Genomic DNA, 23,360 nt, shown 5'->3' with positions numbered 1-23,360 from the left:
TTTGACAACCCATTTATCTTATTTACTCATCTCCGCATAGTGCTTGTAAAACAATCCAATGGTTTCGATGCCTTTCAGGTAGTTAAACACACCATAATGTTCGTTTGGAGAGTGAATGGCATCGCTGTCCAGACCAAATCCCATCAGTACTGTTTTGAGACCTAGCTCTTTTTCAAACAAGGCTACAATAGGTATACTGCCACCACCACGGGTTGGAACTGGCTTTTTACCCCATGCCTCTTCAAATGCCTTGCTGGCTGCCTTGAATGCAGTAGAGTCAGTAGGTGTTACAGCCGGATGTCCACCATGATGAGGACGCACCTGTACCTTAACCGTTTTAGGAGCGATACTTTCGAAATGTTTCTGGAATAATTCGGTAATTTCATCTGGGATTTGATTAGGTACCAGGCGCATACTGATTTTCGCAAATGCTTTGGATGGTAATACTGTCTTGGCTCCTTCACCTATGTATCCACCCCAAATACCGTTTACATCCAGTGTAGGCCGAATACCTGTACGTTCAATGGTGGTATAACCTGCTTCACCAAATACATCGTCAATACCCAGGTCTTTCTTATATGCTTCCAGATCAAATGGTGCCTGATTAAGTTCTGCCCGTTGTTCGGCTGTTAGTTCTATCACATTGTCATAGAAGTTTGGAATCGTAATGTGCCCATTGGCATCTTTCAGTGAGGTAATCATCTGGCACAATACGTTGATTGGATTATCTACCCCGCCACCATATACTCCGCTATGCAGATCCCGGTTAGGGCCTGTTACCTCTAACTCTACATAACTTAGTCCTCGTAAACCTACTTCCAGTGAAGGTGTATCATTACCAATAATGCTGGTATCGGAGATCAGAATTACATCCGCTTTCAGTTTGTCCTTGTGGGCTGTGACGAAAGACTCCAGGTTTTTAGACCCTACTTCCTCTTCTCCTTCAATCATAATTTTGAGATTGCAAGGCAGAGAATCGGTTTGTAACATCACCTCCAGCGCCTTGATATGCATATACACCTGACCTTTGTCATCACAGGCACCACGGGCAAAGATAGCCCCATCGGGATGCAAGGCAGTTTTCTGAATGATAGGCTCAAAAGGAGGGGAGTTCCAGAGATTAATCGGATCAGCAGGCTGTACATCATAGTGACCATAGACCAAAACAGTAGGTAGTTTAAAATCTATGATCTTTTCTGCATACACAATGGGATTTCCGGCAGTTTCGCATAGTTCAACAAAGTCAGCTCCGGCTGTTTCCAGTTGTGTTTTGGCAAAATTAGCGGCACGGCGTATATCATCCTTGTACTTGCTGTCCGCTGATACCGACGGAATACGCAGCCATTCAATCAATTCTGTTAAAAAGCGATTTTTATGTTGTTCAATATAGGAATTCATATGCAATCCAGATGATGTTAGTAAGTGTTACAATAATATATTCTGAAACCAGCGTTGATACATCATATCATACGTACCATTTTGTTTTAATTCGTCAAGAATCGTGTTGATGGTGTTCCTGAGTGAGTGGTTATCCTTCTGTAACGCAATAGCATACGATGACTCTGTATCTGGCAGAATTAAGCTAACCGAAAGGATAGGGTGTTTCTCAACAAAAGCGCCTGCAATGGAAGTATCGTCTACCAGATAATCGAAGGCTCCCTCCTGTAATTGGGTATATAAATCATCGTTACTGTCGGATGTATATACCGAGAATGGGTTAAGGTATTGCCGAATGTAGTCTTCTGCTTCTGTGGCAATGCGTACACCTGCTTTCTTTTGAGATAGTTTTTCTATACTGTCTAATAGTCCATCTTTACGACTGACCACCCCAAGATGGAAGTCAAGATACGAGTTGGTGAAACCCAATACTTTCTTGCGGGATTCTGTTACAGTGACAGCAGAGCAGACTATATCTACTTCTTTCTGTTCGAGTTTTTCGAGAATGTCTTTCCACAAAATAATTTTATACTCCAGATGGCAATTGAGTTTTTGGGCTATGCATTGCAAAAGATCCACTTCAAAGCCTTCAAACTGCCCTGAGCGTATATCTGTGTGTAAAGGAACAGGAGCTGCGTGGTCTAACCCAACGTGTAGAACAGATTTCATGACAGTAAGAATAGGGAGTATAGATACTAAAGACGTCACAGAGGTTTAGGACTCCTGTGACGTCTGGATAAAAACGGGTAATCAATCAATCGTTACCAGGCAATATTCTTTTCCTTTTTGAATCAGAAGGTATTTATTCTGAAGCAATGGGAAGTCTACAACTTGTGCAGGATCTGATACTTTGATTTTATTAATACTTACCCCATTTCCCTGAATCAGTTTACGGGCATCTCCCTTGGATTGGAATAATGGTTTTTCATTCAGACTTTTTTGTTTTTCTGCAACTGCGAATACGAAATCCAGTACATTGGGTGTATTGGTAAGTTCTTCTTTTGATAATTGCGCTTTAGCTACTCCCTCAAATACTTCCAGTAAAGTCTGTTCATCTGTTTTAGCCAGAATCTCAGTAGTATTCTTGCCAAACAAAATTTCAGAAGCTTCTACTGCCTTCTGATAATCTTCTTCAGAATGTACCATACAAGTAATTTCCTTGGCTAGTGTTTTCTGCAACACTCGTTTACCAGGGTCTTGTGTATGTTCTGCTTCCAGACTTTCAATAACGTCTTTATCCAACAAAGTAAAAACACGAATCAGGCGTTTTACCTCATCGTCGGATACATTCAACCAGAACTGATAGAACTTATACGGAGAGGTTTTGGCTGGATCAAGCCATACGTTTCCACCTTCGCTTTTGCCAAATTTAGTTCCATCTGCTTTAGTTACCAGAGGTGCTGTTAATGCATAGGCTTTGCCATTGTCAATACGTCCGATTAGTTCTGTCCCCGTTGTAATATTACCCCACTGGTCAGAGCCACCCATCTGTAATCGTACTCCTTTGTTCTTGTATAACCAGTAGAAGTCATAACCTTGCAACAACTGATAGGAAAACTCTGTGAATGAAATTCCTTCTTTGCCTTCTCCTAGACGGTTTTTAACAGAGTCTTTGGACATCATATAGTTTACAGTCAGGTGTTTGCCCACTGTACGCAGAAATTCCAGAAAGCCAATTTCTTTAAACCAGTCGTAGTTATTCACCATTTCTGCAGCATTGTCGCCTGTAAACTTCAGAAATTTCTCCAGTTGTTTTCTGATACCTGCCTGATTGGCTTGTAATGTGTTCTCATCCAGCAGATTTCGTTCTTTGGACTTACCCGAAGGGTCCCCAATCATACCTGTAGCACCACCTACCAGAGCATACGGTTTGTGACCTGCTCGTTGAAAGTGAACCAGAAGCATAATAGTTGCCAGGTTTCCGATATGTAAAGATGCTGCTGTTGGATCAAACCCAATATATCCACCTGTCATTTCTTTGGCTAGTTGCTCATCAGTACCAGGCATTTTATCATGGAGCATGCCACGCCATTGTAATTCTTCAATAAAATTAATTTTTGCGTCTTTATTCATGAGTCTTAAGTAGAATTCAGGAACAAAGTTAAAAGGAAATTGTTTTTACAAAGGGAGAGTTGCTCTATTTACTGAAAAAATCTATAGGTATAATTTTTTTGTGACAGTTTAAAGTATAAATGCCAATGATGAATAGGATAACTAAGATGAGCAGACTATAGTAATATAAACAAATCAATAAAGCGAAATAAATTAGGATTATATCTCTGTTTTTTGGGATGTAAGGCATAATTTTTTGCTCTTATTGGTGTAGTTTCTCACTTATTCCACATCAGTTATGGCTATACAGAATTTAAACACCCTGGTAGAATCACTAGCCAGATGTATTCATGGCTGTGAGCGTTGCGCAACAGGTTGCCTGAATGAAGCAGATACGCCTTTGGTACGTACATGTATTGCTACTGCACTGGATTGTGCAGATGCTTGTTCACTGACGTTGAAATTAATTTCAAGAGAATCAAAGCATTGGAACCATTTATTGCAATTATGTGTGCATATTTGTAAGGATTGTGAAAAAGAGTGTGGAAAACATTCTCTTGAATATTGTAGAGAATGTGCCGAAATTTGTCATTATTGTGCAGAGACCTGTGAGCAATATATGACTGTAGTAGTCTTATAACAGCATTTATACCGAGCAAACAAAAGAGATACTTATTCTATTTTTATGAAAATTGATATTCATATGCTGAATTTTGAGGCAGATGATGAATTTCTGAATCGTATTTATAACCGCATCAAATCACTGAATAACTATTCGGAACTTTTTACAAATGCAGAGGTCTTCCTGAAAAAGGAACAGAACTCAGAAGAATTTAATTTAGAGATTCGTTTACATGGCAGAGCCACAGATATTTCTGCCAATACTCAGTTAGGCAGTTTTGATGATGCATTGGAATCTACCTATGAGAAGATTTTGAACGAACTTAAAAAGCGTAATAAATAATTTATACCAGAAGTGTAACATACGAACTCATCTGTTTTCTCATTTTATAGAAAATAGGTGAGCTTGTTTGATATTTTATGCACATCCTATAAAACTTACACTTGTTACCCTCCTGGCTTTCCTATACTAGGATACCTTCTTGTAATTAGCTCTATTAAGGGTAAAATGCCCGGAGCTATGAATATTGAACAGAGAAACAACATATTAAGCAAAGCCAGAATTCTTAAGAATCTGAAGCGATACGATTTGGCAGAAGCTGAATTAAGGAGACTCCTTGTTGATGATCCTGAAGATGCAGAAGTATTAAAAGTACTTGCTATTAAGGAAATAGAGCAACAGAGATATTATGAAGCACAAAAGTATGTTTCACAGTTAGCAGGATTGGTAATCAATGATGCCTACGTCCACTATCTTCAGGCTATTCTTCATTTAACCCTTCAGAAAAATACTGAAGCTGAAAAATCCATTCGTGAGGCATTAACACTACAGCCTGAAGAACCCATCTATTATGGAATACTCGCGGAAATCTTTGTTTTCCAAAAAAATTGGGAACAAGTATTACTTGTGACAGCATCCGGACTGACATTTGATGCAGACAATCTTCATTGTCTATTATTACGTGCTTGGGCACTAAGTCATAATGATAGGAGAGAAGAAGCCGAAGAAGTAATGAAAAAACTTCTCTCACTAGGTCCTGATCAATCGGAAGTAATATGTTACATAGGTAAGATTCTATATACACAAAAGCGGTTTGATGAAGCCTATTCCTATTTCCAGAATGCCTTGCAGTTAGATCCTTCTAATGAGGAGGCAAGAGTATATGCTTTAACTATCCGAAAGCATCAAAACTGGCTTTTCCGCAATGTAACTTCTTACATAATCAAATTACCTTATCTATTTGGTATATTACCCAAATGGAGCAGGTGGCTAATCCGGTTAAGTGTGGGGGCGGGATGTTTTTATTTGTTGCAGGGGTATGGATTGTGGATACAAATTATTTGTGCCTGTATTATGGCAATCTCAGTGAAGATGCAGCTATCGTTATATTTCTCTCCACTGATTTTATTGCTTACAAAGGTCTCAGACCAGCTTATAGTTGATGACCCAGAGAGGAAACGATTAGCTCAGGGAGGAAAAGAGCCTACTGGAATAGTGATACCTGAAAGCTTCTTATGTATTGTATCATTTGTGGTTTTATCCTGCTGGATATGGGGTGGCCTTGCTTTGGGTATTATCGTAACCTCTGGCATTTTAGTAGTAGGTGTGCTAAGTATATTTACACTATTCAGAAAGAAAGTGTTTAAAACCAATCCTCAGAAAGAAGCAATTCGAAAGCAGGAAAAGGAGGCATTTGAACAAAGGAGAGCAGAGCAGAAAGCGGAATGGAAAGAAACCAAAGCAGAGATAAAGCAGGAATGGCAGACTGCTAAAGATGAATTTAAGCGGGACATCGAAAAAGTTCAGGAAGAACGTAAGCAACGTAATCAGGAAAGAGAAGCCAGATGGCAACTGGCAGAAGATACAAGAAAGCAAAATCGTCCCCAAAAAAGTATTCTGCGTACTATCGGAAATGTATTTGCCTGGTTAGTAATTATTAAAGTAAGTATGTATATTCTGGTATTGCTGGGAATAGGACTAGCTTCTCTCTTTTCCTAAATAAGAACAGAGATTTATGTGAAAAAACGGTATATTCTGTTTAGTTGAATAGATCAGAAATAGAATATACCGTTTTAATCTACAACCAAGGTTATTGTTTTTGTATAGCACATCCAACAGGACGTTTTTCTGCATAGGAAAGGTTCTTCCGATTGACTGCAGCTGTAATAGCGTCTCTTAGATAAAACGCAGTAGCTTCCTGAGCGACTTGAGGATTATCGTCGATCGCGCCTCTGTATTTTAAAATAAAGTTTCCTTCTCCTGTATTTTGTAATACAAAGACTTCCGGATTTTTGGTGGCTTTAAATTGCAGTGCTACTTTTTGTTCCTTATCCGCAAGGTATGGTACTACTGCATTTTTTTCTTTTGCCCATTTTGCCATTTCTTCTATTGAGTCATCAAGATGATCCAAAGAAGTATTGGAGTTAATTAAAAGAAATTGTGCTCCTTTTCCCTGATATTGAGAGATCAGGTTTTGAATACGCTCTTCATAAAGTTTGGCAAAAGGACAGTAATTGCTTGTAAAAATCAGTACAATTGCCTTTTCATTCTTGTAGTCTGACAATGAAATGGAATTATGGTTAATCGCATTGATTAACGTAAAATTCTCAATCTTGCCAGGTGTTTGAGCAGAGGCTATTATAGTAAGCAGCAGAGCTGCTTTCAGTGTTAATATAAAGCTACGTAGAGATTTCACCTTTAAAAGTATAAGCCACTATAAAACTAGTAATTTTCTGATAAAAGATTGTATACGAAGTGTTGTGTGTATCTGCCTTAACAGTACCAAATAATGTACCATTTTCGTATATATCAAAATTTTCTACATAAATCTGATCTCTGAAACTTAATTGGCGTTGGCTATACAACTTATATAAAGCTTCTTTGGCACACCAGTAGACACAATATTTTTCAATATCATCCTGTGCATGCTCATATTCCTGTGGTGATAAAACTCTGGGGATTATCCTACGCATTTTTTCTTTAACCGGCTCAATGTCAATTCCGACTGGAGAACTTTTGTGCAGAATAGCTGCTGCATATCTTTCAGTATGACTTACCGATACATAGTATTCATGTTCTGCCAACAGTGGACGGCCCTGCCAGTTTTTGAGTATACCCTGATACGGCTTTTCCCAATGATGTAATAAATATTGTACAAGTATTCGAGAAGCTAGGGTTTGTTTGCGGCGTCCTTCATGGCTAATGCTTAACAGGTAGGAGTTATCATGCTCATTAGGATGCCAGAGATGATATAATTCTTCCAGTGTTTCGTTGATCTCCCATATCCCCCAGATACAGCTATCATTTATACATTCACTTTTGGACAAAGGCATATAGATGGTAAGAAGAGGGCTAAAAACACGAATGTGCTACTTTTTTCTCAGAAAAAAACAGTGTATACAATAACTTATAGCCAAATATGAATAAAGGAACATTTTCGGGGTAAAAATACTTATACTTACGATTTGTGGCATAATTGAACGAATATTTTATTTATCGGAGATAACTGATTGGTATAGTTTTGAAGAAAGCCACAATTACGATTAATTTTACCCTATCAAGTATTGTAAACACAAATGTCGGAAAATTTGAGTCATAGAATACAAGTAAATAAGGTAGGAACTTTTACAGGTCACAGAGATTGTGTCTATGCCATAGAAAAGGCGGCAAACTCGTATCAGTTTTTTTCAGCAGCTGGTGATGGGTTAGTTGTTCAATGGGATTTACAAAATCCTGATCAGGGAAAGCTGTTGGCACAGATTGGTGCTTCTGTCTATGCATTGCATTTTGAAGAAGAAAGGCAATTACTTTGGATTGGACAGAACTTTGATGGATTGCATGTAATAGATCTAGTTTCACAGAACGAGATAGGCTCCGTTAAAATTACCGAATCTGCTATTTTTGATATTCAGATATGGGACGGATATGTCTATGTGGCAACAGGAGATGGTACAGTGATCATGCTGGACAAGGAAACCTTAACTATCCGAAAACAACTAAAACTCTCCGATAAAAGTGCCAGATGTCTGGCTATAAATATACAAAGCAACGACCTGGCTGTTGGGTACAGCGATCACCAGATCCGGATTCTGGATCTGAAAACGTTAACATTGAAGCATACATTGGAAGGACATACAAACTCTGTTTTTACAGTAGCCTACTCGCCTGATTCACAACTTCTAGTAAGTGCTGGTCGTGATGCTCAGCTGAAAATATGGGATGTTGGAGCTTCGTATTCACTGTACAATTCCATTGTAGCACATATGTACGCTATCAACCATATTACCTTCCATCCTGATGGACGCTATTTTGCGACAGGCAGTATGGATAAATCCATTAAAGTATGGGATGCTCTTTCATTTCGTTTACTGAAAGTTATTGATAAAGCACGTCATGCTGGCCATGGAACCTCTGTTAATAAATTACTTTGGACAGATTATCATGGTCGTTTAGTATCAGCCAGCGATGATCGTACGTTATCTATATGGGCAATCGATGATTTGCCCTGATTTAGAGCGATAAACCCTTTAGAAAGCCAAAATAATAGGATATTTATATATAAAAGTGTAGCTTTACCACATAAAGAATGCGTTTAAACGACGAAATTTTATATAAACTGCCTGAATCAGGCACAGCAACCTATGAAAATAACACCCATCGAAATACGTCAGAAAGTTTTTGCAGAAAAAATGCTGCGTGGGTATGATAAAGATGAAGTAATTGCATTTTTACAATCCTTATCACAAGAGTGGGAACGCGTATTAGAAGAGAATCGGGAGTATCGTATAAAGCTGGAGGTGACTCAAAAAGAGGTACAGAAGATGCGCGATGTGGAGACCTCATTATATAAAACACTAAAAACTGCTGAAGATACTAGTTCTCAACTTATTGAGCAGGCTAACCGTTCTGCAGATTTACAGATGCGCGAAGCCCGTAACCAGGCTGACTTGTTATTAAATGAAGCTCGTGCTAAAGCACAGAAAATGATTCAGGATGCAGAAAATCAGTCGAGAAACAAGCTGGAAGAAACGCTAACTGAACTCAAAAGCCGTGAGAATGATTTTCGTCAGTTGGAAAGACTGAAAGAAAGTCTGATCAAAGAAATTCAAAATATTGCCAGCGACACCTTGGATCGAATCAACCGGGTTGCTGAAAAAGGAAATAAGAATGTCTTTGAAGATAAAATACGGGAAGTTCGGGAGGCTCTTGAGAATAAACCCAAGGAAAGCACTATTTCACTATCTCAGAATACATGGGATACTGCCACTAAAAACGGAGAACCTGAATCTGTAGCAACAGGAAAGCCTGCAGAGACCAAAGCCTCATCAACACCTATATCTATTCTGCAAGGTAGTGTAGTGGTTAAGAATCAGTCAAAGCCTGCAACTGAGAAGAAAGAAGACTCTTCCCCTTCAAAAGGACCTGCTTCGTTCTTTGATGAGATTAAATAACAGGATTGTAATTGCTTGAAGGAAATCAACTACACATTTTAAATTTGTAATACATTTTGGGCATTATTGCTTTAGAAGGAATGGAGTTTTTTGCCTACCACGGCTTCTATGAAGAAGAACGTAAAGTAGGCAATCGTTTTATTGTAGACCTGGCTGTAACACTAGATCTGACTCAGCCTGCACAAACAGATAAACTGAGCCAGACTGTAAATTATGAAGTGCTTTATAACATTGTAAAAGAGGAGATGGAAATACAATCTCATTTACTGGAGAATATGGCAGGGCGTATATTGGACAAAATCTATTATAAGTATCCTCATATAGAATCTGTTACTGTTAGTATTGCCAAACAAAATCCCCCTGTTGGTGGTGTATGTCGCCAGTCTAAAATTACCCTGACACGATAGCTCGTATCAGATATACTAAACTTCTATTACATCATTAGGTAAGATGAGTTATCTATAGGGCTCTCTCAGATCTCTATTGTATATTTTTCGACCAACGTTGCCTGTCCTCCCGCATACAATAATTCTATCTGATCATCCTGTATCTCAAGGTTGATATGAATCAGACTGAGAGAAGGTTGTTTCATATATCGTCCCTGTTCAATTGTATATTTTCCTCTGCGATCACCTGACTGATATAGAAATGCAGCAAGTGGACCCGCTGCCATACCTGTAGCTGACTCTTCTTCTATTCCATACAGTGGAGCAAACATTCGTGTAGTCGCATTTATACCTGCTTGTTGACTTTTAGCAAATACATAATATCCGACTAAGTTATATTTTTCAGAGATTGCCGCAATTTTTTCGAAATCGGGCGTGATATGTCCCAATACAGATACCTCAGGCACTTCCAGTATAAGAAAAGTATTACCTGTATTCACTAACGCAGGTTTCAAGGTATAGTATTGAGATAACCCCAGCGATTGATAAATAATGGGCAAATCACTTGCTTCCGGAAAAGTATAGTGGGGCGCTTTTTGTTCCATATATACAGCATCCTTAAGGAATCGTATTTGTCGTATCCCATCTATGGTTTCCTTAGTGGCTTGCGTAACCTGTGTGATGGTCCCCCGTTGTTTAAGATAAGCAAAGGTTGCAATTGTGGCATGTCCACAATGGGCTATTTGCCGGGTAGGAGTAAAGAACTCCAGCCTGATATCGGCTATGCTGGATGCACTGACAAATGCAGTCTCGGAAAGCCTAACTTTGGTCGCAATTTCCTGTTTCTGACTGATCAAAAGATTATCTGCATCTAATACAATAGCTGCAGGATTTCCACCTTTACCTTGCTGGGTAAACGCATTGACAATATGTACTTCAACTTGCATAAGTATAATTTCCTAGTGTATAATATACTTGCAAAGTTGGTGAAGGTGAGATATAGAAACGATCACATAGGATAAGTAATTTCGTTACCCTATGTTAATTTCCTGAAGCTTGTTTTCGCAGGCGACTCAGACTTTGTGGCGTAATACCCAGATAGGAAGCAATAAGATGATTGGAAACCCGCTGCTCAATCTGCGGATATCGAATAATAAACTCCTGATAACGCTCTAGTGCGGTGTTGCATAATGAAGAGGCTATCCGACGATTGTAGGCAATAATGGAGTTTCTGTATGTGATATGGTAGTATTGATGCAATTGAGGAATTCTTTCAATCAGTTTTTCCTGATCTTTTCGGGTAATCTGTAAAACTTCACTGTCTTCCAGACAATCTATTGTATAGCTGGTAGGCAACTCAGTATGAAAGCTATAAAGATCATTTGCCCACCAGTCTTCGAGACTGAATTTTATAATATGTTCCTGACCTTTCTCATCTACCAGATACGTTTTGAGTATGCCTTTGATTACAAATGTGTCATATCTTGCAATATCACCTTGTTGAAGAATATATTGATGTTTGCGAAATTTTCTGTAATGGAAGGCAGATTGTATCAGTGCTATTTGCTCTTCATTGAGTTGAATATTTCGTTGGGTAAAGTGTGCAATCAATAAATCCCACATGCCATTTGGTATAAGTCTGGTTCTGGTACAATGGTTTGTTTTCGAAAATAAGAAAAGGGGCGATAGAAGGCTATCAGGACTCTGACACTTTTTTAACAATATCAAAGTTCTGATATTTTCTCAGTACTATCAGAACTTTGATAATTTTACAACACTATCAATAAATAGATTATTTCTGGTTTTCTTAAATAGGATTGTACTATAGCGCTTCTTTGCGAAGTTTACGTTTTATATATATGCGACGTGAGATCCATACTCCAAGAGCCAATATAATCCACAGAGGCCATAATGTAACTATACCAATGATCAGTTGTAGCAGGATACTCCAGCCATTGCCTGCACCTGCAAAGAGTTTACTCCAGAAGCCAATCTCAGGTACCGCTGCATAAGGTACTTGTTCGTAGATATCCAGATTAATCGTGCTGTAGCCTACTTGATTGGTGAGATACTTAAGCCGACCTTCCTTGGATTCAATTTCTTCACGTACTGTTTGCAGGGCCTGTTCCAACTCAAGAATATCTTTCATAGTCTTGGCTTGTTTCAATAACTCCAGATAACGTGTTTCCAGTGCCCGTTTGGTTTTCAGCCGGGTTTGTATATCTATGAACTCTTCTGTTACATCCTGAGCCGTTACATTGTTCTGCTCTACAAAAATGCCCTGCTTGAGTAATTCTTCCAACAGTCCTTCAAATTTGGCTGCAGGTACTCGGATGACAAATGTAGCAGTATAGGACGCATTGTCTCGTGATTCGTTTGAGGTAGCCAGATAGCCGCCTGCTTTTTGTACTAACTGGCTGACAATTGCTTTGCTCTCTTTTACCTTTTCTACCTGTATACGGATCTGTGCAGTCTTAATAATTTGCTTTTGGATGACAGCTAGCTCTGTATTATCAGATATGACTTCCATCTCCTTGAAGTTAACAGTACTAACATTACCTTCTGGAGGAGCAGGTAACATCATAAGATCCGCAGTCTGTTCTTCAGTTTTTGAAAGCCCACCTTCAAAGTGACTGCTTTCTCCATTACTACACGAAAGAAGGATAATTGGGAAGGCTAAAAATACGTATTTTTTCATAGTGGTAAGTAACTATAGTGAGTAGAGAAAATAGTGCGAAAAAAAATTATCTTTTTTTCTTAAAAAGATGTTTTCCTTTCTCAGATTCCATACACTAACAAATAAAATATTTTCAGTAATGCTAAAACAAAATGTTTTTTTACTTCCCTTAGGTATTGATATATAGATAGTTATATAAAAATATTATTGAATCAATTTCAATAACTTCTGCTCAGAAATAATAGTAAAGGCGTCAACGTATCGGTGACGCCTTTCTCTTATATTGGGTTATCTTAACCAAAAACCTAGTATCCTATAGCTGTATCATCTCCACGTGGGTCTGCTCCTCCTTCCATTTTGTGTTTTTTTCGTATCAGTATCGCATCCACACGACCAATGCCATTTACTTCAGTGATCTTATGTCCTTTGGCTTCAAGTGCTTTACGGGCCTCTTCACTAAAAGCTCCTTTTTCGGCCATGATTGCATCTGGTAGCCACTGATGGTGAAAACGTTTCGCACTCACGGATTCCTGCATTCCCATTTTGTGTTCGAGCACATTCAGAATATTCTGGAATACAGAGGTGATAATGGTAGACCCTCCCGGTGTACCTACTACCATATACAACTTTCCTTTTTTCTCGATAATGGTAGGTGTCATAGAAGATAGCATCCGTTTGCCCGGTTGCACGGCATTTGCAACACCACCCACTACTCCATATAAGTTAGGTACACCTGGTTTAGCGCTGAAATCATCCATTTCATTATTCAGCAAAAAGCCAGCTTCTTTTACTACTACTTTGGAGCCAAATCCTCCATTGAGTGTAGTAGTAATGGAAACAGCATTGCCCTGAGCATCTACAATGGAAAAATGGGTGGTTTGATCACTTTCGTTTCTGGCAAACATGCCTGCTTTTATCTCATTGGAAGGGGTTGCATGGTCCATCTGTATGGTTTGTAAGCGTTCCTGAAGATAGTTGGCATTTAACAAATCGGCGACAGGAACTTTGTAAAAATCCGGATCACCCAAATGTGAGGCTCGATCTGCATACACACGTCTTTCACATTCTGCCATCCAATGCACTGTATTAGGTTGTTGCCATCCCCATTTACGTAATTTTGCGTTTTCCATCATTTTCAGCAATTGCAGCAGTGCAACTCCACCACTGGAAGGAGGAGGCATAGAAATAATCTTATATCCTTTGTAGTCTCCAATCATGGGGTCTCGCCATACAGAATGATAGTTCTTGAGGTCTTCAAGAGAGATAATTCCATTGGCAGTCTGCATTTCCCGTACAATCATATTGGCAGTTTCACCACTATAAAATCCTTCTCTGCCCAAGTCCCGAATACGTTCCAGTGTTAATGCCAGAGCCGGATGAAATAAGGTGTCTCCTTTCTGCCAAGGCTTTTCTCTGACCAGATAAGGTGTATGTGTATTGTATTTGATGAAATTTTCTTTTGCATTATTCAAACTATTGGCTTCCTTTTCGGTGAGTATTACTCCATTGCGGGCCAGATCAATAGAGGGTTGAACGAGGTCTTTCCATGGAAGGGTGCCCAGTTTCTTGTGCGCTTCTGCCATTCCATCTACTGCACCTGGAACACCAGCTGCCAGGTGTCCATTAATACTTAATCCCTGAATAACGTTGCCTGCTGAATCCTGATACATTTTTTCAAAGGCTGCTGCTGGGGCTTTCTCCCGATAATCCAATGTTCCTGTAGAACCATCCTTGAGACGATATACCATAAATCCACCTCCACCAATATTGCCTGCTACCGGATATACCACTGCCAGGGCAAACTGTACTGCAATAGCTGCATCTACCGCATTACCACCTTTTTTCAGAATTTCCACACCTACTCGTGAGGCTTCCGGATGGGCAGATACCACCATCGCGTGTTTAGCTGTTACTCCCTTAGTGTGTTGGGCAAAGAGGGAGCTTTGTTGCAGTATAAGTAAGAGAATAATAAAGTAACCTTTCTTCATAGATTGTTTGGCTTGTTGGGTAGATTTAAAGAGAACTACTTTGCATTACTCCGAATGTATAAAAAACACTAGAAATAAAAAACTCCCGGATAAGCTATATCCGGGAGTTATATCTATTTGAAGAAAAGATTCTTTTAGGCAAGAACTTCTTTTTTCCGTTTGATAGCACGTTCTGCTGCATCTACAATGGCTGTAGAAGTAAGACCATATTTTACCATCAGTTCATCTGGTGTTCCACTTTCACCAAATGTATCCTGTACGGCTACCATTTCCAGAGGAGAAGGATAGTTGCTGCTTAATACATGTGCAATTGCATCTCCCAAACCTCCATTCAACTGGTGCTCTTCTGCTGAAACAGCACAACCTGTTTTCTTCACTGATTCCAGGATAGCTTCTTTATCCAATGGCTTAATCGTATGGATGTTGATGATTTCTGCATCAATGCCACGTTCTGCCAGGATATGGCCTGCTTCAATTGCTTTCCATACCATATGACCTGTCGCAAATATACTTACATCTGCACCTTCGTTTAACATTAGTGCTTTACCAATGATGAATGGCGTATCTTCTGAGATAAATACAGGAACTACTGGACGTCCGAAACGCAGATACACCGGACCATGGTGTTCTGCAATTGCCATAGTTGCTGCTTTCGTCTGGTTAAAATCGCATGGGTTGATTACTGTCATGCCTGGTAGCATACGCATCATACCCAGATCTTCCAGAATCTGGTGAGTAGCACCATCTTCACCCAGTGTAAGGCCTGCGTGAGATGCACATATTTTTACATTCTTGTCAGAATAGGCAATAGACTGACGGATCTGGTCATATACACGACCTGTAGAGAAGTTGGCAAATGTTCCTGTAAAAGGAATTTTACCACCAATAGTTAAACCAGCAGCTACACCCATCATGTTAGCTTCTGCAATACCTACCTGGAAAAAACGCTCAGGAAACTCCTTAATAAAAGCATCCATCTTTAGTGAGCCAACCAAGTCAGCACACAACGCAACAACATTTGGGTTTTTCCGGCCAGCTTCCAGTAAACCTACACCAAAACCACTGCGGGTATCTTTTTTATCTAGAATAGTGAATTGTTTCATTTTACGGTCAGGATTTTCTTTTGAAGAAATACGATTTCAAATATGAGTTGTATGAGATAGCATTATGCATTAAAAATCACCCAGCGTTTCTGGTAATTGTGCCAATGCCTGAGCCAATTGGTCATCATTAGGCGCAACACCATGCCATTTGTGACTTCCCATCATAAAGTCTACACCATAACCCATACCTGTTTTCATCATGATTGCCACAGGAGAACCTTTTCCGGTTAATGTTTTAGCATGTTCATATGTTTTGATCAGTTCTGCCATGTCGTTTCCGTTTTCCAGAATGATTACTTCCCATCCGAATGCACGGTATTTTGCCGGAAGATCTTTCAGATCCATTACTTTTACAGTAGGTCCGTCAATTTGCTGCCCATTCCAGTCAACTGTTGCAATAAGATTGTCAACTTTATGGTGTGCTGCATACATGGCTGCTTCCCAGATCTGACCTTCATCCTGTTCTCCGTCTCCCATCAGCACATATACCAGGTGGTTATCTCCATTTAGCTTTTTTGCCTGAGCAGCTCCTACAGCTACAGACAGGCCCTGACCCAGTGATCCGGATGCCATACGAATGCCTGGCAATCCTTCGTGGGTAGTGGGGTGTCCCTGCAGACGGGAATTGATTTTGCGATGAGTACTTAATTCTGCTACTGGGAAATATCCGCTGCGAGCCAGTACGGAATACCACACAGCTGAAATATGTCCATTAGATAGGAAACATAAGTCTTCCCCAATACCATCCATCTTGAAGTCAGGGTTATGTTTCATAAGGTGGAAATACAGCGCTACAAAATATTCTGTACAACCTAGAGCACCACCTGGGTGACCGTTACCCACTCCATGTACCATACGTACAATATCACGACGTACCTGAGAGCTGATGTCTTTTAATTCTTCTAGGGTTTTGGGTGTTGAGTCTTGAATCACGGATTCCATAAGTAAATCTGCGGATTAGAAAAAGATAAATAATTAAACTTGATTTTCAAAAGCTAAGGTATTCAGAAGCTTAGTCTGTTGATGATCTGTTACTTCAGTATCTGAGCCGAGTGGTTCTTAGTATCTACTTTTTCAATGATATCAGTAATAATTCCTTTTTCATCAATTAAAAAGGTAGTACGCATTGTTCCCATGTATTTGCGACCATACATGCTTTTTTCTTTCCATACGTCATATTGCTCAACCACCTGCTTGTCGGTATCGGCTACTAATGGAAATTTGAGATCATATTTGGTAATGAATTTCTTATGTGATTTTTCATTGTCCACACTTACACCAATTACCTGATAACCCGCTGCTTCCAGTGCAGACAGATTTTCATTCAGGTTACAAGCCTGAGCTGTACAGCCTGAAGTATCGTCCTTGGGATAAAAATACAGGACTACCTTCTTGCCCCGATAATCAGAAAGCTTAAAAGCATTGCCATTCTGGTCTTTGCTAACGAAGTCAGGGGCTTCGTCTCCAATGTTCAGTTTCATGAAAGATTGAATTGTAAGAGGTAAACGAACAGACCTTGTAAGGCATCAAATACCTTACAAGGTCTGGACACTGTGGCAAAGTTTGTGTAAATCTGTCACAATTACAATTCTTATGGAATTTTCATTTCCAATTTTATTGTATTTTGTACATTATCCTCTACTTCAAGTATAAAATCGCCCTGTAACATAGGCATATCCTGAGGCCGGTCAGACCATAAAAGGCCTGTTTTGTAGTCATATTGCATCAGCAACCAGCGTCCATTAATGTAGGCTCTGTAGTTTCCTATACCCGAAAGGTTATCAGACACTTTACATACAATCTGTTCTCTGTTTTTTATAATACATTTCGCTACAGGAGCAATTGTATCTGCCATGAGTGTAAATGTTCCCAGATCTTTTGTACGGAAGCTAAGGCTATTGTCAATCCATGTACCTCCCTGATAGCTGGGGGTTCTTCCTCGTAAGAGATATACAGATGTCTTTGTCTTCTGTGTTGACGGTACATTTGCTTTCAAGCGGACGTCAATATAATCCCGTAGAGGTACAACCATACGACCTATCTGGTAAATGTTACCTTGCTGGCGAGTCTCCAGATACAATGTATCAAAAAGAGAGCTCTCATTAAAGAGAATGCTTATTGAATCACCTTCATACAAATGGTTCACATTGGAAGGAACCAGTGACTTGAAATAGAAAGGTTCGGTGTGATTGCCAATTTGTACTGAGTCTGGTAGTGCTTTGCGTACATCCCACAGATAAACTACTTCACCTTTCTTTATATAGGCAGAAGGAACCTGTACACTATCTTTGCCTGTATAGAATGTTGCTTTCTGTGCTCCTGCTAATGGGTTGTTTACCCACAGACAAAGTGTGTTCTCAAATAATTGTTGTTGGACCTGAGCCGTATTGGTTGCAGATTTGAATGCAGGTATAGAGGGATTATACGGATTTCCCTGTATGGTAAAGTTCAGACGAGTTACATTCTGATACGCATCCCATACACTAACTTTAACGAGATGTGGTTGGGTATCCATAATATGAATACGGCCTTTGTTTTCATCTGTTTTATATGTTGTTAGTGCATTTCCATCTGTGAGATAACAACGTTGATATCGTTCTCCTGAAAGCCTGTATTTTTCGTAAGCAATATGGGTGTTAATATATTGTGTCTGGTCAAAAGAGAATGACTCCAGATGGTGTGAGAAAATCACCTGATTATCCAGTTGTACCTCAATACAACTGATGCCATTGCGATTAGATGTACCATCTGATAAATCGTTGGCTAGCAACTCCAGTCCCAGATCTCCATAGCCATAAACAGGTTTATGAATGATATAATTGCCATTGGGTTGACGTTGTGGTATATATTCCAGGCGACCATATTCTCCGTCTACTCTACCTTGAATAGAGAGTGTGCGTAAGGCTAAACGGGAGATAATGGGAGAAATCTTATCAGTGATTTCAGAAAAGCCAAAATTTAATGGATTCAGTACATTGTCTTTTGTATCCCGGATTTCGAAATGAAGGTGAGGACCACCTGAACCACCTGTATTGCCAGAAAGGGCAACTACTTCTCCTCTTTTTACCCGAATCTGAGTACTATCTAGTAATAAATCAATCTCAAAAGTTTGTTGATCATACTGGTGTGTTTTCAGGTATTGACCAATTATCGCGTTGTATTGTTTGAGGTGGCCATATACAGTAACATATCCATTGGGATGTGTAATATATAAACCATTGCCATATCCCTTGCGTGTAACCTTAATGCGGGAAATATATCCATCTGCTGCTGCATATACAGGAAGCCCTTCTTTACCATCCGTTTTAATATCCAGTCCGGCATGAAAATGATCAGGTCTAAGTTCTCCCATATTTCCTGCCAGTAGATTTTTCTGACCAGGCTTGATAGGAAACATAAAATACCCTTTAGGGTAAGATGTTTGTGCCTGTGTAGGAGATAATATGGTCAGACATAAAATGCCTGAAAAGAGATATAAGAGGGGAGCGGAAAGCGTTTTTTTTACAAAAATCCTGTTTTTTAAGGTATTCAAAAATGTCAGCATACAGTGGTATGATTTGAATGAATCAGAGTGATTCAGCATGGAAACATATTTACCAATTGATCATTGTTGTAGTTTTAGATTTTGGTGTTGTAGTGTTTGTACTATCAAATGAGTATTGATGGTAGACTCATTTTACTTCAAATTCAAGCATTTTTTCTCCTTCTATAAAAGCTGTTAGTTTATCCCCGATTTTTACAGGACCTACACCTTTGGGAGTGCCTGTAAAGATGATATCTCCTTTCTTTAAGGTAAAGAATTTTGAAACATAGGAGATGATATAATCAAAATTGAATAATGTCAGACCTGTATTACCTTGCTGACGGGTTTCCCCATTAATCTGAAGGCTAAAATTTATATCCCGGATATTGGCAAAGTTTGTTTTGGGTACAAATTCCGAAACAGGAGCTGAACCATTAAACGCTTTGGCTATTTCCCATGGTAATCCTTTTTCCTTGCACTTTTGTTGTATATCTCGGGCTGTAAAGTCTATTCCTACACCAATCTCGTCATAATATTTGTGCGCAAATTTTTCCTCAATATATTTGCCCTCTTTACTAATCTTTACTAAAATTTCTACTTCATGATGTACATCTTGTGAAAAATCAGGGTAGTAGAAAGGGGCATTATCTTTGAGTAAGGCTGTATCAGGTTTTAAAAAGACTACAGGTTCGGAAGGTTTTTCGTTTTTTAATTCTTCAATATGTTCAACGTAATTTCGGCCGATAGCAATGATTTTCATGAATCTGATTGTATAAAGTAGGAAGTGGAATTAGGAACAGATAACAGAATATAAAGAACAAACGGATACTTTAAATTTCTTTTTCCAATGCAATAACAATAGGTATTAGCAATGTAAAGAGAAGAGTATCTTGAATCTAAAAACTGTTTAATTGACAAAAATATAAATTTCAGGCAAACTTTTTGCTTCAATTTTAACGTAAAACTTTCATTAGTTTACACATAACAATAGAACACATGAGAAAACTGTCAAAATTTTTACTAAGCCTTACAATCGTCGGAGGTATTATAAGTTGTCAGAAGGTACCTATAACTGGACGAAGCCAGTTAAACTTTATACCTGATTCTGAGATGAATGCAATGGCTCTGCAAGCCTATACACAATTTTTAACAGAGAATAAGCCTGTAAGTAACAGTCAGGCTGATATGGTGAAGAGGGTAGGGGCAAGGGTGCAAGCTGCACTGGAGAAGCTTTTGAAAGAAAGAAATCAATCGAATGCTATCTCTGGTTTTAAATGGGAATACAATCTGGTTGATAGCAAAGAATTAAATGCTTGGTGTATGCCAGGGGGAAAAGTGGTGGTCTACACAGGATTATTGCCTGTGACTCAGAACGAAGCAGGTCTGGCTGTGGTAATGGGTCACGAAATTGCTCATGCCGTGGCACGACATGGTAGTGAAAGATCTAGCCAGCAGATGGTAACCAATGGATTATTACAGGCTGGAGGCGTTGTTGTAGGCCAAAACCCTACATTGGTTAATCAGATTGTTTTGCAGGCTGCAGGTGCTGGAACACAACTAGGGCTGCTGTCACACTCTCGTAGTCAGGAGTCTGAAGCAGATGAAATCGGATTGTATGTTGCGGCATTGGCTGGATATGATCCTCAGGAGTCTGTTAAATTATGGCAACGTATGGCAGAAGCTAGCAAGGGATCTCAAAAACCACCAGAATTTCTTTCCACACACCCTTCAGATGCAACACGTATCAGTCGTTTGCAGAAGCTGATGCCCAAGGCGTTACAATACTATAACCAAAGTAAAAAATAACATAGTACCTGATTAGAGAAAAGCCCCAATTACAAAATTGTATGGGGCTTTTTTCTTTTAAGGCTATCAAAAGTTACTGGATCTGATCTGTATAACGATAGTAGGCGACTTGCTTAATTGTTAGCTAGCCCATTTCGGTCTGTGAAACGGACTCCTGTCGCTTCAACCTTGGGAAATGTGGCAGGTTTGCGACCGGCTCCGATTGGCTGACGATAGAATTTAACTTTAACCAATGCCTCACAACCATCCTTGCGAGCCTGACGTCTGACACGTGCAAGTACTTTCTTAAACGAGGTGACATTACTACCTACTGCTTCATAGTGTGCCACTTCTTCATAATTACGTAACTCTGGCTCTGCCGTATAAACAGGAATGATGCCTGCTGTTCGTTTGGCTGATGCCTCTGCTTCATAATTTTTATGCATTACCACACAACTACAACACATTCCGATGCATACAGCCAATACTAGATTTTGTAGAAATTTCATGAATAAGCTAGTTGAATTTTTGTAATACAAAGAAATTCAAGCTATTGCTTATTAAATAACAGGGAATACTGCATTAAGTACAGATGTAATTAATTAGTTCAATTTGATGGTTAACGAATTAGATACTATCTCTTTACAATGTATAAATACTAGGATGGAGAGCATAAGATTCTGTTTAAAGCTTGTATATAGCTTCAACTATTGACTTTTATACTATTTGTTAATAGCTATCAGTAGAATGGAAATACCTGTCCTGTAAAAAATGATAGTTGAGCGCTATCTTAAAATTGGTTCTTTACTATAATTTGCTACCATACTACTATTATTCTTTCTCAGTAACTGATTTAGGCTTGTTTATTAGGTATAACTATTTTTAAGGGCCCTACTTCTTTATTTTTATGGAGAGTTCTACTTGGGTATAATAGTAGGATTCGCTATATACCCTAACTCATATGGTAACCCAATAAAGTCTTGAGTTCTCAGGAAAAAAAATATGATATAATTAATATACAGTTTTTGTGTAATTATTTTGAATAAATAAAATCACAAATAGTATGGTTTTTATATTTTTTTTATGAGGCTAATAGTTTATATATTGGTATATGTCTAAATTTAAAAAGTTACCAATATGGAAAAAATAAGAACTGCTTTATGCCTATTTCTAATTGCCTTTTTATCAGGGGGTGCTTTTGTATCTTGCCATAAAGAAGATGCTAAAATAGAACCTGAGTTAAATCGCATACACAATCAAATCCAGCTTAGCCCAAATGGATATCTTGAATTTCCAGACCAGGCTACGTTAGAACGAACTCTTGTTGAGCTAAGAGATAAACAAAATGATGAACTACAAAAGTGGGAGGCTCAGACGGGTATTCTTTCTATGAGAAATTTATTCGAGCAGGGTTTAAAGGAATCTGAAGAGTTAGGTAAAAGTGTTGATAAGGAAGGTTTTGAATTACCTTCAATAATTAAAAATAACCCAATGTGTTTCAAGTTTCTGTATGGTAATAAAATAGTGATGAATACCTATCGTACAGATATTGCTTCCGTTATCAATAAAGATGGTATTGTAAAAGTAGGTGGTATACTTTTTCAGTACTCTTATGACTATTTAAAAGTCATTACAGATAGTAATATAGAAAAGATTAAGCAACTTCCTTATATTTCTAAAACAGACGAAAGCCAAAATATTGTGGTAACTAAAGTAATTAGAGCTTCTGATAGTAAGGGTGCTAGAACAACCTTTTATGAAAAACAAAAGCATCAGGTGATAGAAAAACAAGAAAGTACATCGGGTTGTGTCTGGGAGTCGAGATTAACAGCAGAATTAGATCTGGCTATTGTAGATGAACCTATTTATGAATCAGTACAAACTACTTGCATTGAATGGGACCCAATACATAATAGAGAAATCAGATATGATTGTGTTAAATCGGTTTTCAAATATACCAAAAGACGTAATTATTTTGTAGCACATTGCTGGGCTGAAGAAGAGAAAGGGTTCTGTTCATGGGGTGGATTCGGTTCTGATAGCAGATATAAGCTTTCTATTATTGGGCAATTCACTGACAAAACGACTGGCGTGTCAAAATCTGTTATGAAGATAAGTGATGCACCAACAAGCCAGCTTACAGTTACTATCTATGATGCAACATATGATATTAAAACAAGTACTCCTCTCATTGATATTTCCAATACGCTGATAACTTTCAAAACCGAAAATGATCCTAAGGGACGTAATGTTCGTTTAGGGTTTACAGACTAAATCCCTTGACCCATATAACTTAATAAATAGAACTTAAAATAATATATCTTAAAAGAAGAAGCC

The 23,360-nt window shown here is 38.7% G+C and carries 23 protein-coding genes; 8 read left to right on the top strand and 15 right to left on the bottom strand.

Annotated features, from left to right (window positions below; all coding sequences use genetic code 11):
- Positions 1-18: 18 nt before the first annotated feature.
- The 3 genes from QNI15_RS07690 to tyrS all read right to left on the bottom strand — a co-directional run bounded on the left by QNI15_RS07690 (position 19) and on the right by tyrS (position 3,510).
- Positions 19-1,398 (bottom strand): dipeptidase, encoded by a 1,380-nt coding sequence (locus QNI15_RS07690; RefSeq protein WP_314031222.1) that lies wholly within the window; start codon positions 1,396-1,398, stop codon positions 19-21.
- A gap of 27 nt (positions 1,399-1,425) precedes the next feature.
- Positions 1,426-2,106 (bottom strand): substrate-binding periplasmic protein, encoded by a 681-nt coding sequence (locus QNI15_RS07685; RefSeq protein ID WP_314031221.1) that lies wholly within the window; start codon positions 2,104-2,106, stop codon positions 1,426-1,428.
- A gap of 81 nt (positions 2,107-2,187) precedes the next feature.
- Positions 2,188-3,510 carry a tyrosine--tRNA ligase gene (gene tyrS, locus QNI15_RS07680; protein ID WP_314031220.1) on the bottom strand — a complete coding sequence of 441 codons (1,323 nt, stop codon included), beginning with the start codon at positions 3,508-3,510 and terminating at the stop codon, positions 2,188-2,190.
- 277 nt (positions 3,511-3,787) lie between these two features.
- Here tyrS and QNI15_RS07675 point away from each other — a divergent pair, with 277 nt between their 5' ends.
- From QNI15_RS07675 to QNI15_RS07665, 3 genes are all read left to right on the top strand, one after another.
- Positions 3,788-4,129 carry a four-helix bundle copper-binding protein gene (locus tag QNI15_RS07675; RefSeq protein ID WP_313996404.1) on the top strand — a complete coding sequence of 114 codons (342 nt, stop codon included), beginning with the start codon at positions 3,788-3,790 and terminating at the stop codon, positions 4,127-4,129.
- Between the two features lie 45 nt (positions 4,130-4,174).
- Positions 4,175-4,453, top strand: a complete 279-nt coding sequence (locus QNI15_RS07670; protein WP_313976274.1) for an HPF/RaiA family ribosome-associated protein — start codon at positions 4,175-4,177, stop codon at positions 4,451-4,453.
- A 177-nt stretch (positions 4,454-4,630) separates the two neighbouring features.
- Positions 4,631-6,109: a tetratricopeptide repeat protein gene (locus QNI15_RS07665; RefSeq protein WP_314031219.1), complete on the top strand. Its 1,479-nt coding sequence runs from the start codon at positions 4,631-4,633 to the stop codon at positions 6,107-6,109.
- Between the two features lie 91 nt (positions 6,110-6,200).
- Here the strand turns inward: QNI15_RS07665 and QNI15_RS07660 are convergent, their stop codons facing one another.
- Both QNI15_RS07660 and QNI15_RS07655 read right to left on the bottom strand, forming a co-directional pair.
- The gene (locus tag QNI15_RS07660; protein ID WP_314031218.1) at positions 6,201-6,806 is read right to left on the bottom strand and encodes a thioredoxin family protein; all 606 of its coding nucleotides are present in this window, start codon (positions 6,804-6,806) and stop codon (positions 6,201-6,203) included.
- Positions 6,790-7,443, bottom strand: a complete 654-nt coding sequence (locus QNI15_RS07655; protein WP_314031217.1) for a 4'-phosphopantetheinyl transferase superfamily protein — start codon at positions 7,441-7,443, stop codon at positions 6,790-6,792. Before QNI15_RS07655 ends, QNI15_RS07660 begins: the two co-directional genes overlap by 17 nt.
- A gap of 255 nt (positions 7,444-7,698) precedes the next feature.
- On the opposite strand from QNI15_RS07655, the gene QNI15_RS07650 reads away from it, so the two are divergent.
- The 3 genes from QNI15_RS07650 (at position 7,699) to folB (ending at position 9,968) form a co-directional block, all read left to right on the top strand.
- Complete coding sequence (locus QNI15_RS07650; protein ID WP_314031216.1) at positions 7,699-8,619, top strand: WD40 repeat domain-containing protein; 921 nt, start codon at positions 7,699-7,701, stop codon at positions 8,617-8,619.
- Positions 8,620-8,751: 132 nt separating this feature from the next.
- Entirely contained in the window at positions 8,752-9,561 is an 810-nt protein-coding gene (locus QNI15_RS07645) for a DivIVA domain-containing protein (protein WP_313976281.1), read from the top strand.
- A 56-nt stretch (positions 9,562-9,617) separates the two neighbouring features.
- Positions 9,618-9,968 (top strand): dihydroneopterin aldolase, encoded by a 351-nt coding sequence (gene folB / locus QNI15_RS07640; protein WP_313976283.1) that lies wholly within the window; start codon positions 9,618-9,620, stop codon positions 9,966-9,968.
- A gap of 65 nt (positions 9,969-10,033) precedes the next feature.
- On the opposite strand, the gene QNI15_RS07635 is transcribed toward folB, so the two are convergent.
- From QNI15_RS07635 to QNI15_RS07595, 9 genes are all read right to left on the bottom strand, one after another.
- A complete protein-coding gene (locus QNI15_RS07635; RefSeq protein WP_314031214.1) occupies positions 10,034-10,894 on the bottom strand; it encodes a PhzF family phenazine biosynthesis protein in 861 nt (286 codons plus the stop codon).
- Between the two features lie 94 nt (positions 10,895-10,988).
- Positions 10,989-11,570 (bottom strand): Crp/Fnr family transcriptional regulator, encoded by a 582-nt coding sequence (locus tag QNI15_RS07630; RefSeq protein WP_314031212.1) that lies wholly within the window; start codon positions 11,568-11,570, stop codon positions 10,989-10,991.
- 199 nt (positions 11,571-11,769) lie between these two features.
- On the bottom strand, positions 11,770-12,645 hold the full coding sequence (locus QNI15_RS07625) for a DUF4349 domain-containing protein (protein ID WP_314031211.1): 876 nt from the start codon (positions 12,643-12,645) through the stop codon (positions 11,770-11,772).
- Between the two features lie 284 nt (positions 12,646-12,929).
- Positions 12,930-14,612: a gamma-glutamyltransferase gene (ggt, locus tag QNI15_RS07620; protein ID WP_390902167.1), complete on the bottom strand. Its 1,683-nt coding sequence runs from the start codon at positions 14,610-14,612 to the stop codon at positions 12,930-12,932.
- Positions 14,613-14,746: 134 nt separating this feature from the next.
- On the bottom strand, positions 14,747-15,715 hold the full coding sequence (locus QNI15_RS07615) for a transketolase family protein (RefSeq protein WP_313996388.1): 969 nt from the start codon (positions 15,713-15,715) through the stop codon (positions 14,747-14,749).
- A gap of 69 nt (positions 15,716-15,784) precedes the next feature.
- Entirely contained in the window at positions 15,785-16,657 is an 873-nt protein-coding gene (locus tag QNI15_RS07610) for a transketolase (RefSeq protein ID WP_313976293.1), read from the bottom strand.
- Positions 16,658-16,746: 89 nt separating this feature from the next.
- On the bottom strand, positions 16,747-17,196 hold the full coding sequence (gene bcp / locus QNI15_RS07605; RefSeq protein WP_313996383.1) for a thioredoxin-dependent thiol peroxidase: 450 nt from the start codon (positions 17,194-17,196) through the stop codon (positions 16,747-16,749).
- Positions 17,197-17,306: 110 nt separating this feature from the next.
- Positions 17,307-19,259 carry a M23 family metallopeptidase gene (locus tag QNI15_RS07600; RefSeq protein ID WP_314031210.1) on the bottom strand — a complete coding sequence of 651 codons (1,953 nt, stop codon included), beginning with the start codon at positions 19,257-19,259 and terminating at the stop codon, positions 17,307-17,309.
- Between the two features lie 127 nt (positions 19,260-19,386).
- Positions 19,387-19,998: a fumarylacetoacetate hydrolase family protein gene (locus tag QNI15_RS07595; RefSeq protein ID WP_313996379.1), complete on the bottom strand. Its 612-nt coding sequence runs from the start codon at positions 19,996-19,998 to the stop codon at positions 19,387-19,389.
- A 236-nt stretch (positions 19,999-20,234) separates the two neighbouring features.
- On the opposite strand from QNI15_RS07595, the gene QNI15_RS07590 reads away from it, so the two are divergent.
- A complete protein-coding gene (locus QNI15_RS07590) occupies positions 20,235-21,044 on the top strand; it encodes a M48 family metallopeptidase (protein WP_313976301.1) in 810 nt (269 codons plus the stop codon).
- 113 nt (positions 21,045-21,157) lie between these two features.
- On the opposite strand, the gene QNI15_RS07585 is transcribed toward QNI15_RS07590, so the two are convergent.
- The gene (locus QNI15_RS07585) at positions 21,158-21,532 is read right to left on the bottom strand and encodes a hypothetical protein (protein ID WP_313996376.1); all 375 of its coding nucleotides are present in this window, start codon (positions 21,530-21,532) and stop codon (positions 21,158-21,160) included.
- A gap of 628 nt (positions 21,533-22,160) precedes the next feature.
- On the opposite strand from QNI15_RS07585, the gene QNI15_RS07580 reads away from it, so the two are divergent.
- The gene (locus QNI15_RS07580) at positions 22,161-23,297 is read left to right on the top strand and encodes a hypothetical protein (protein WP_313996372.1); all 1,137 of its coding nucleotides are present in this window, start codon (positions 22,161-22,163) and stop codon (positions 23,295-23,297) included.
- Positions 23,298-23,360: the final 63 nt, after the last annotated feature.

The sequence above is a fragment of the Xanthocytophaga flava genome (assembly GCF_030068545.1).
GTDB classification, from domain to species: Bacteria; Bacteroidota; Bacteroidia; order Cytophagales; family 172606-1; genus Xanthocytophaga; species Xanthocytophaga flava.
The sequence above is the reverse complement of the archived record's forward strand: the minus strand, read 5'-3'. Positions and strand labels throughout refer to the sequence as shown.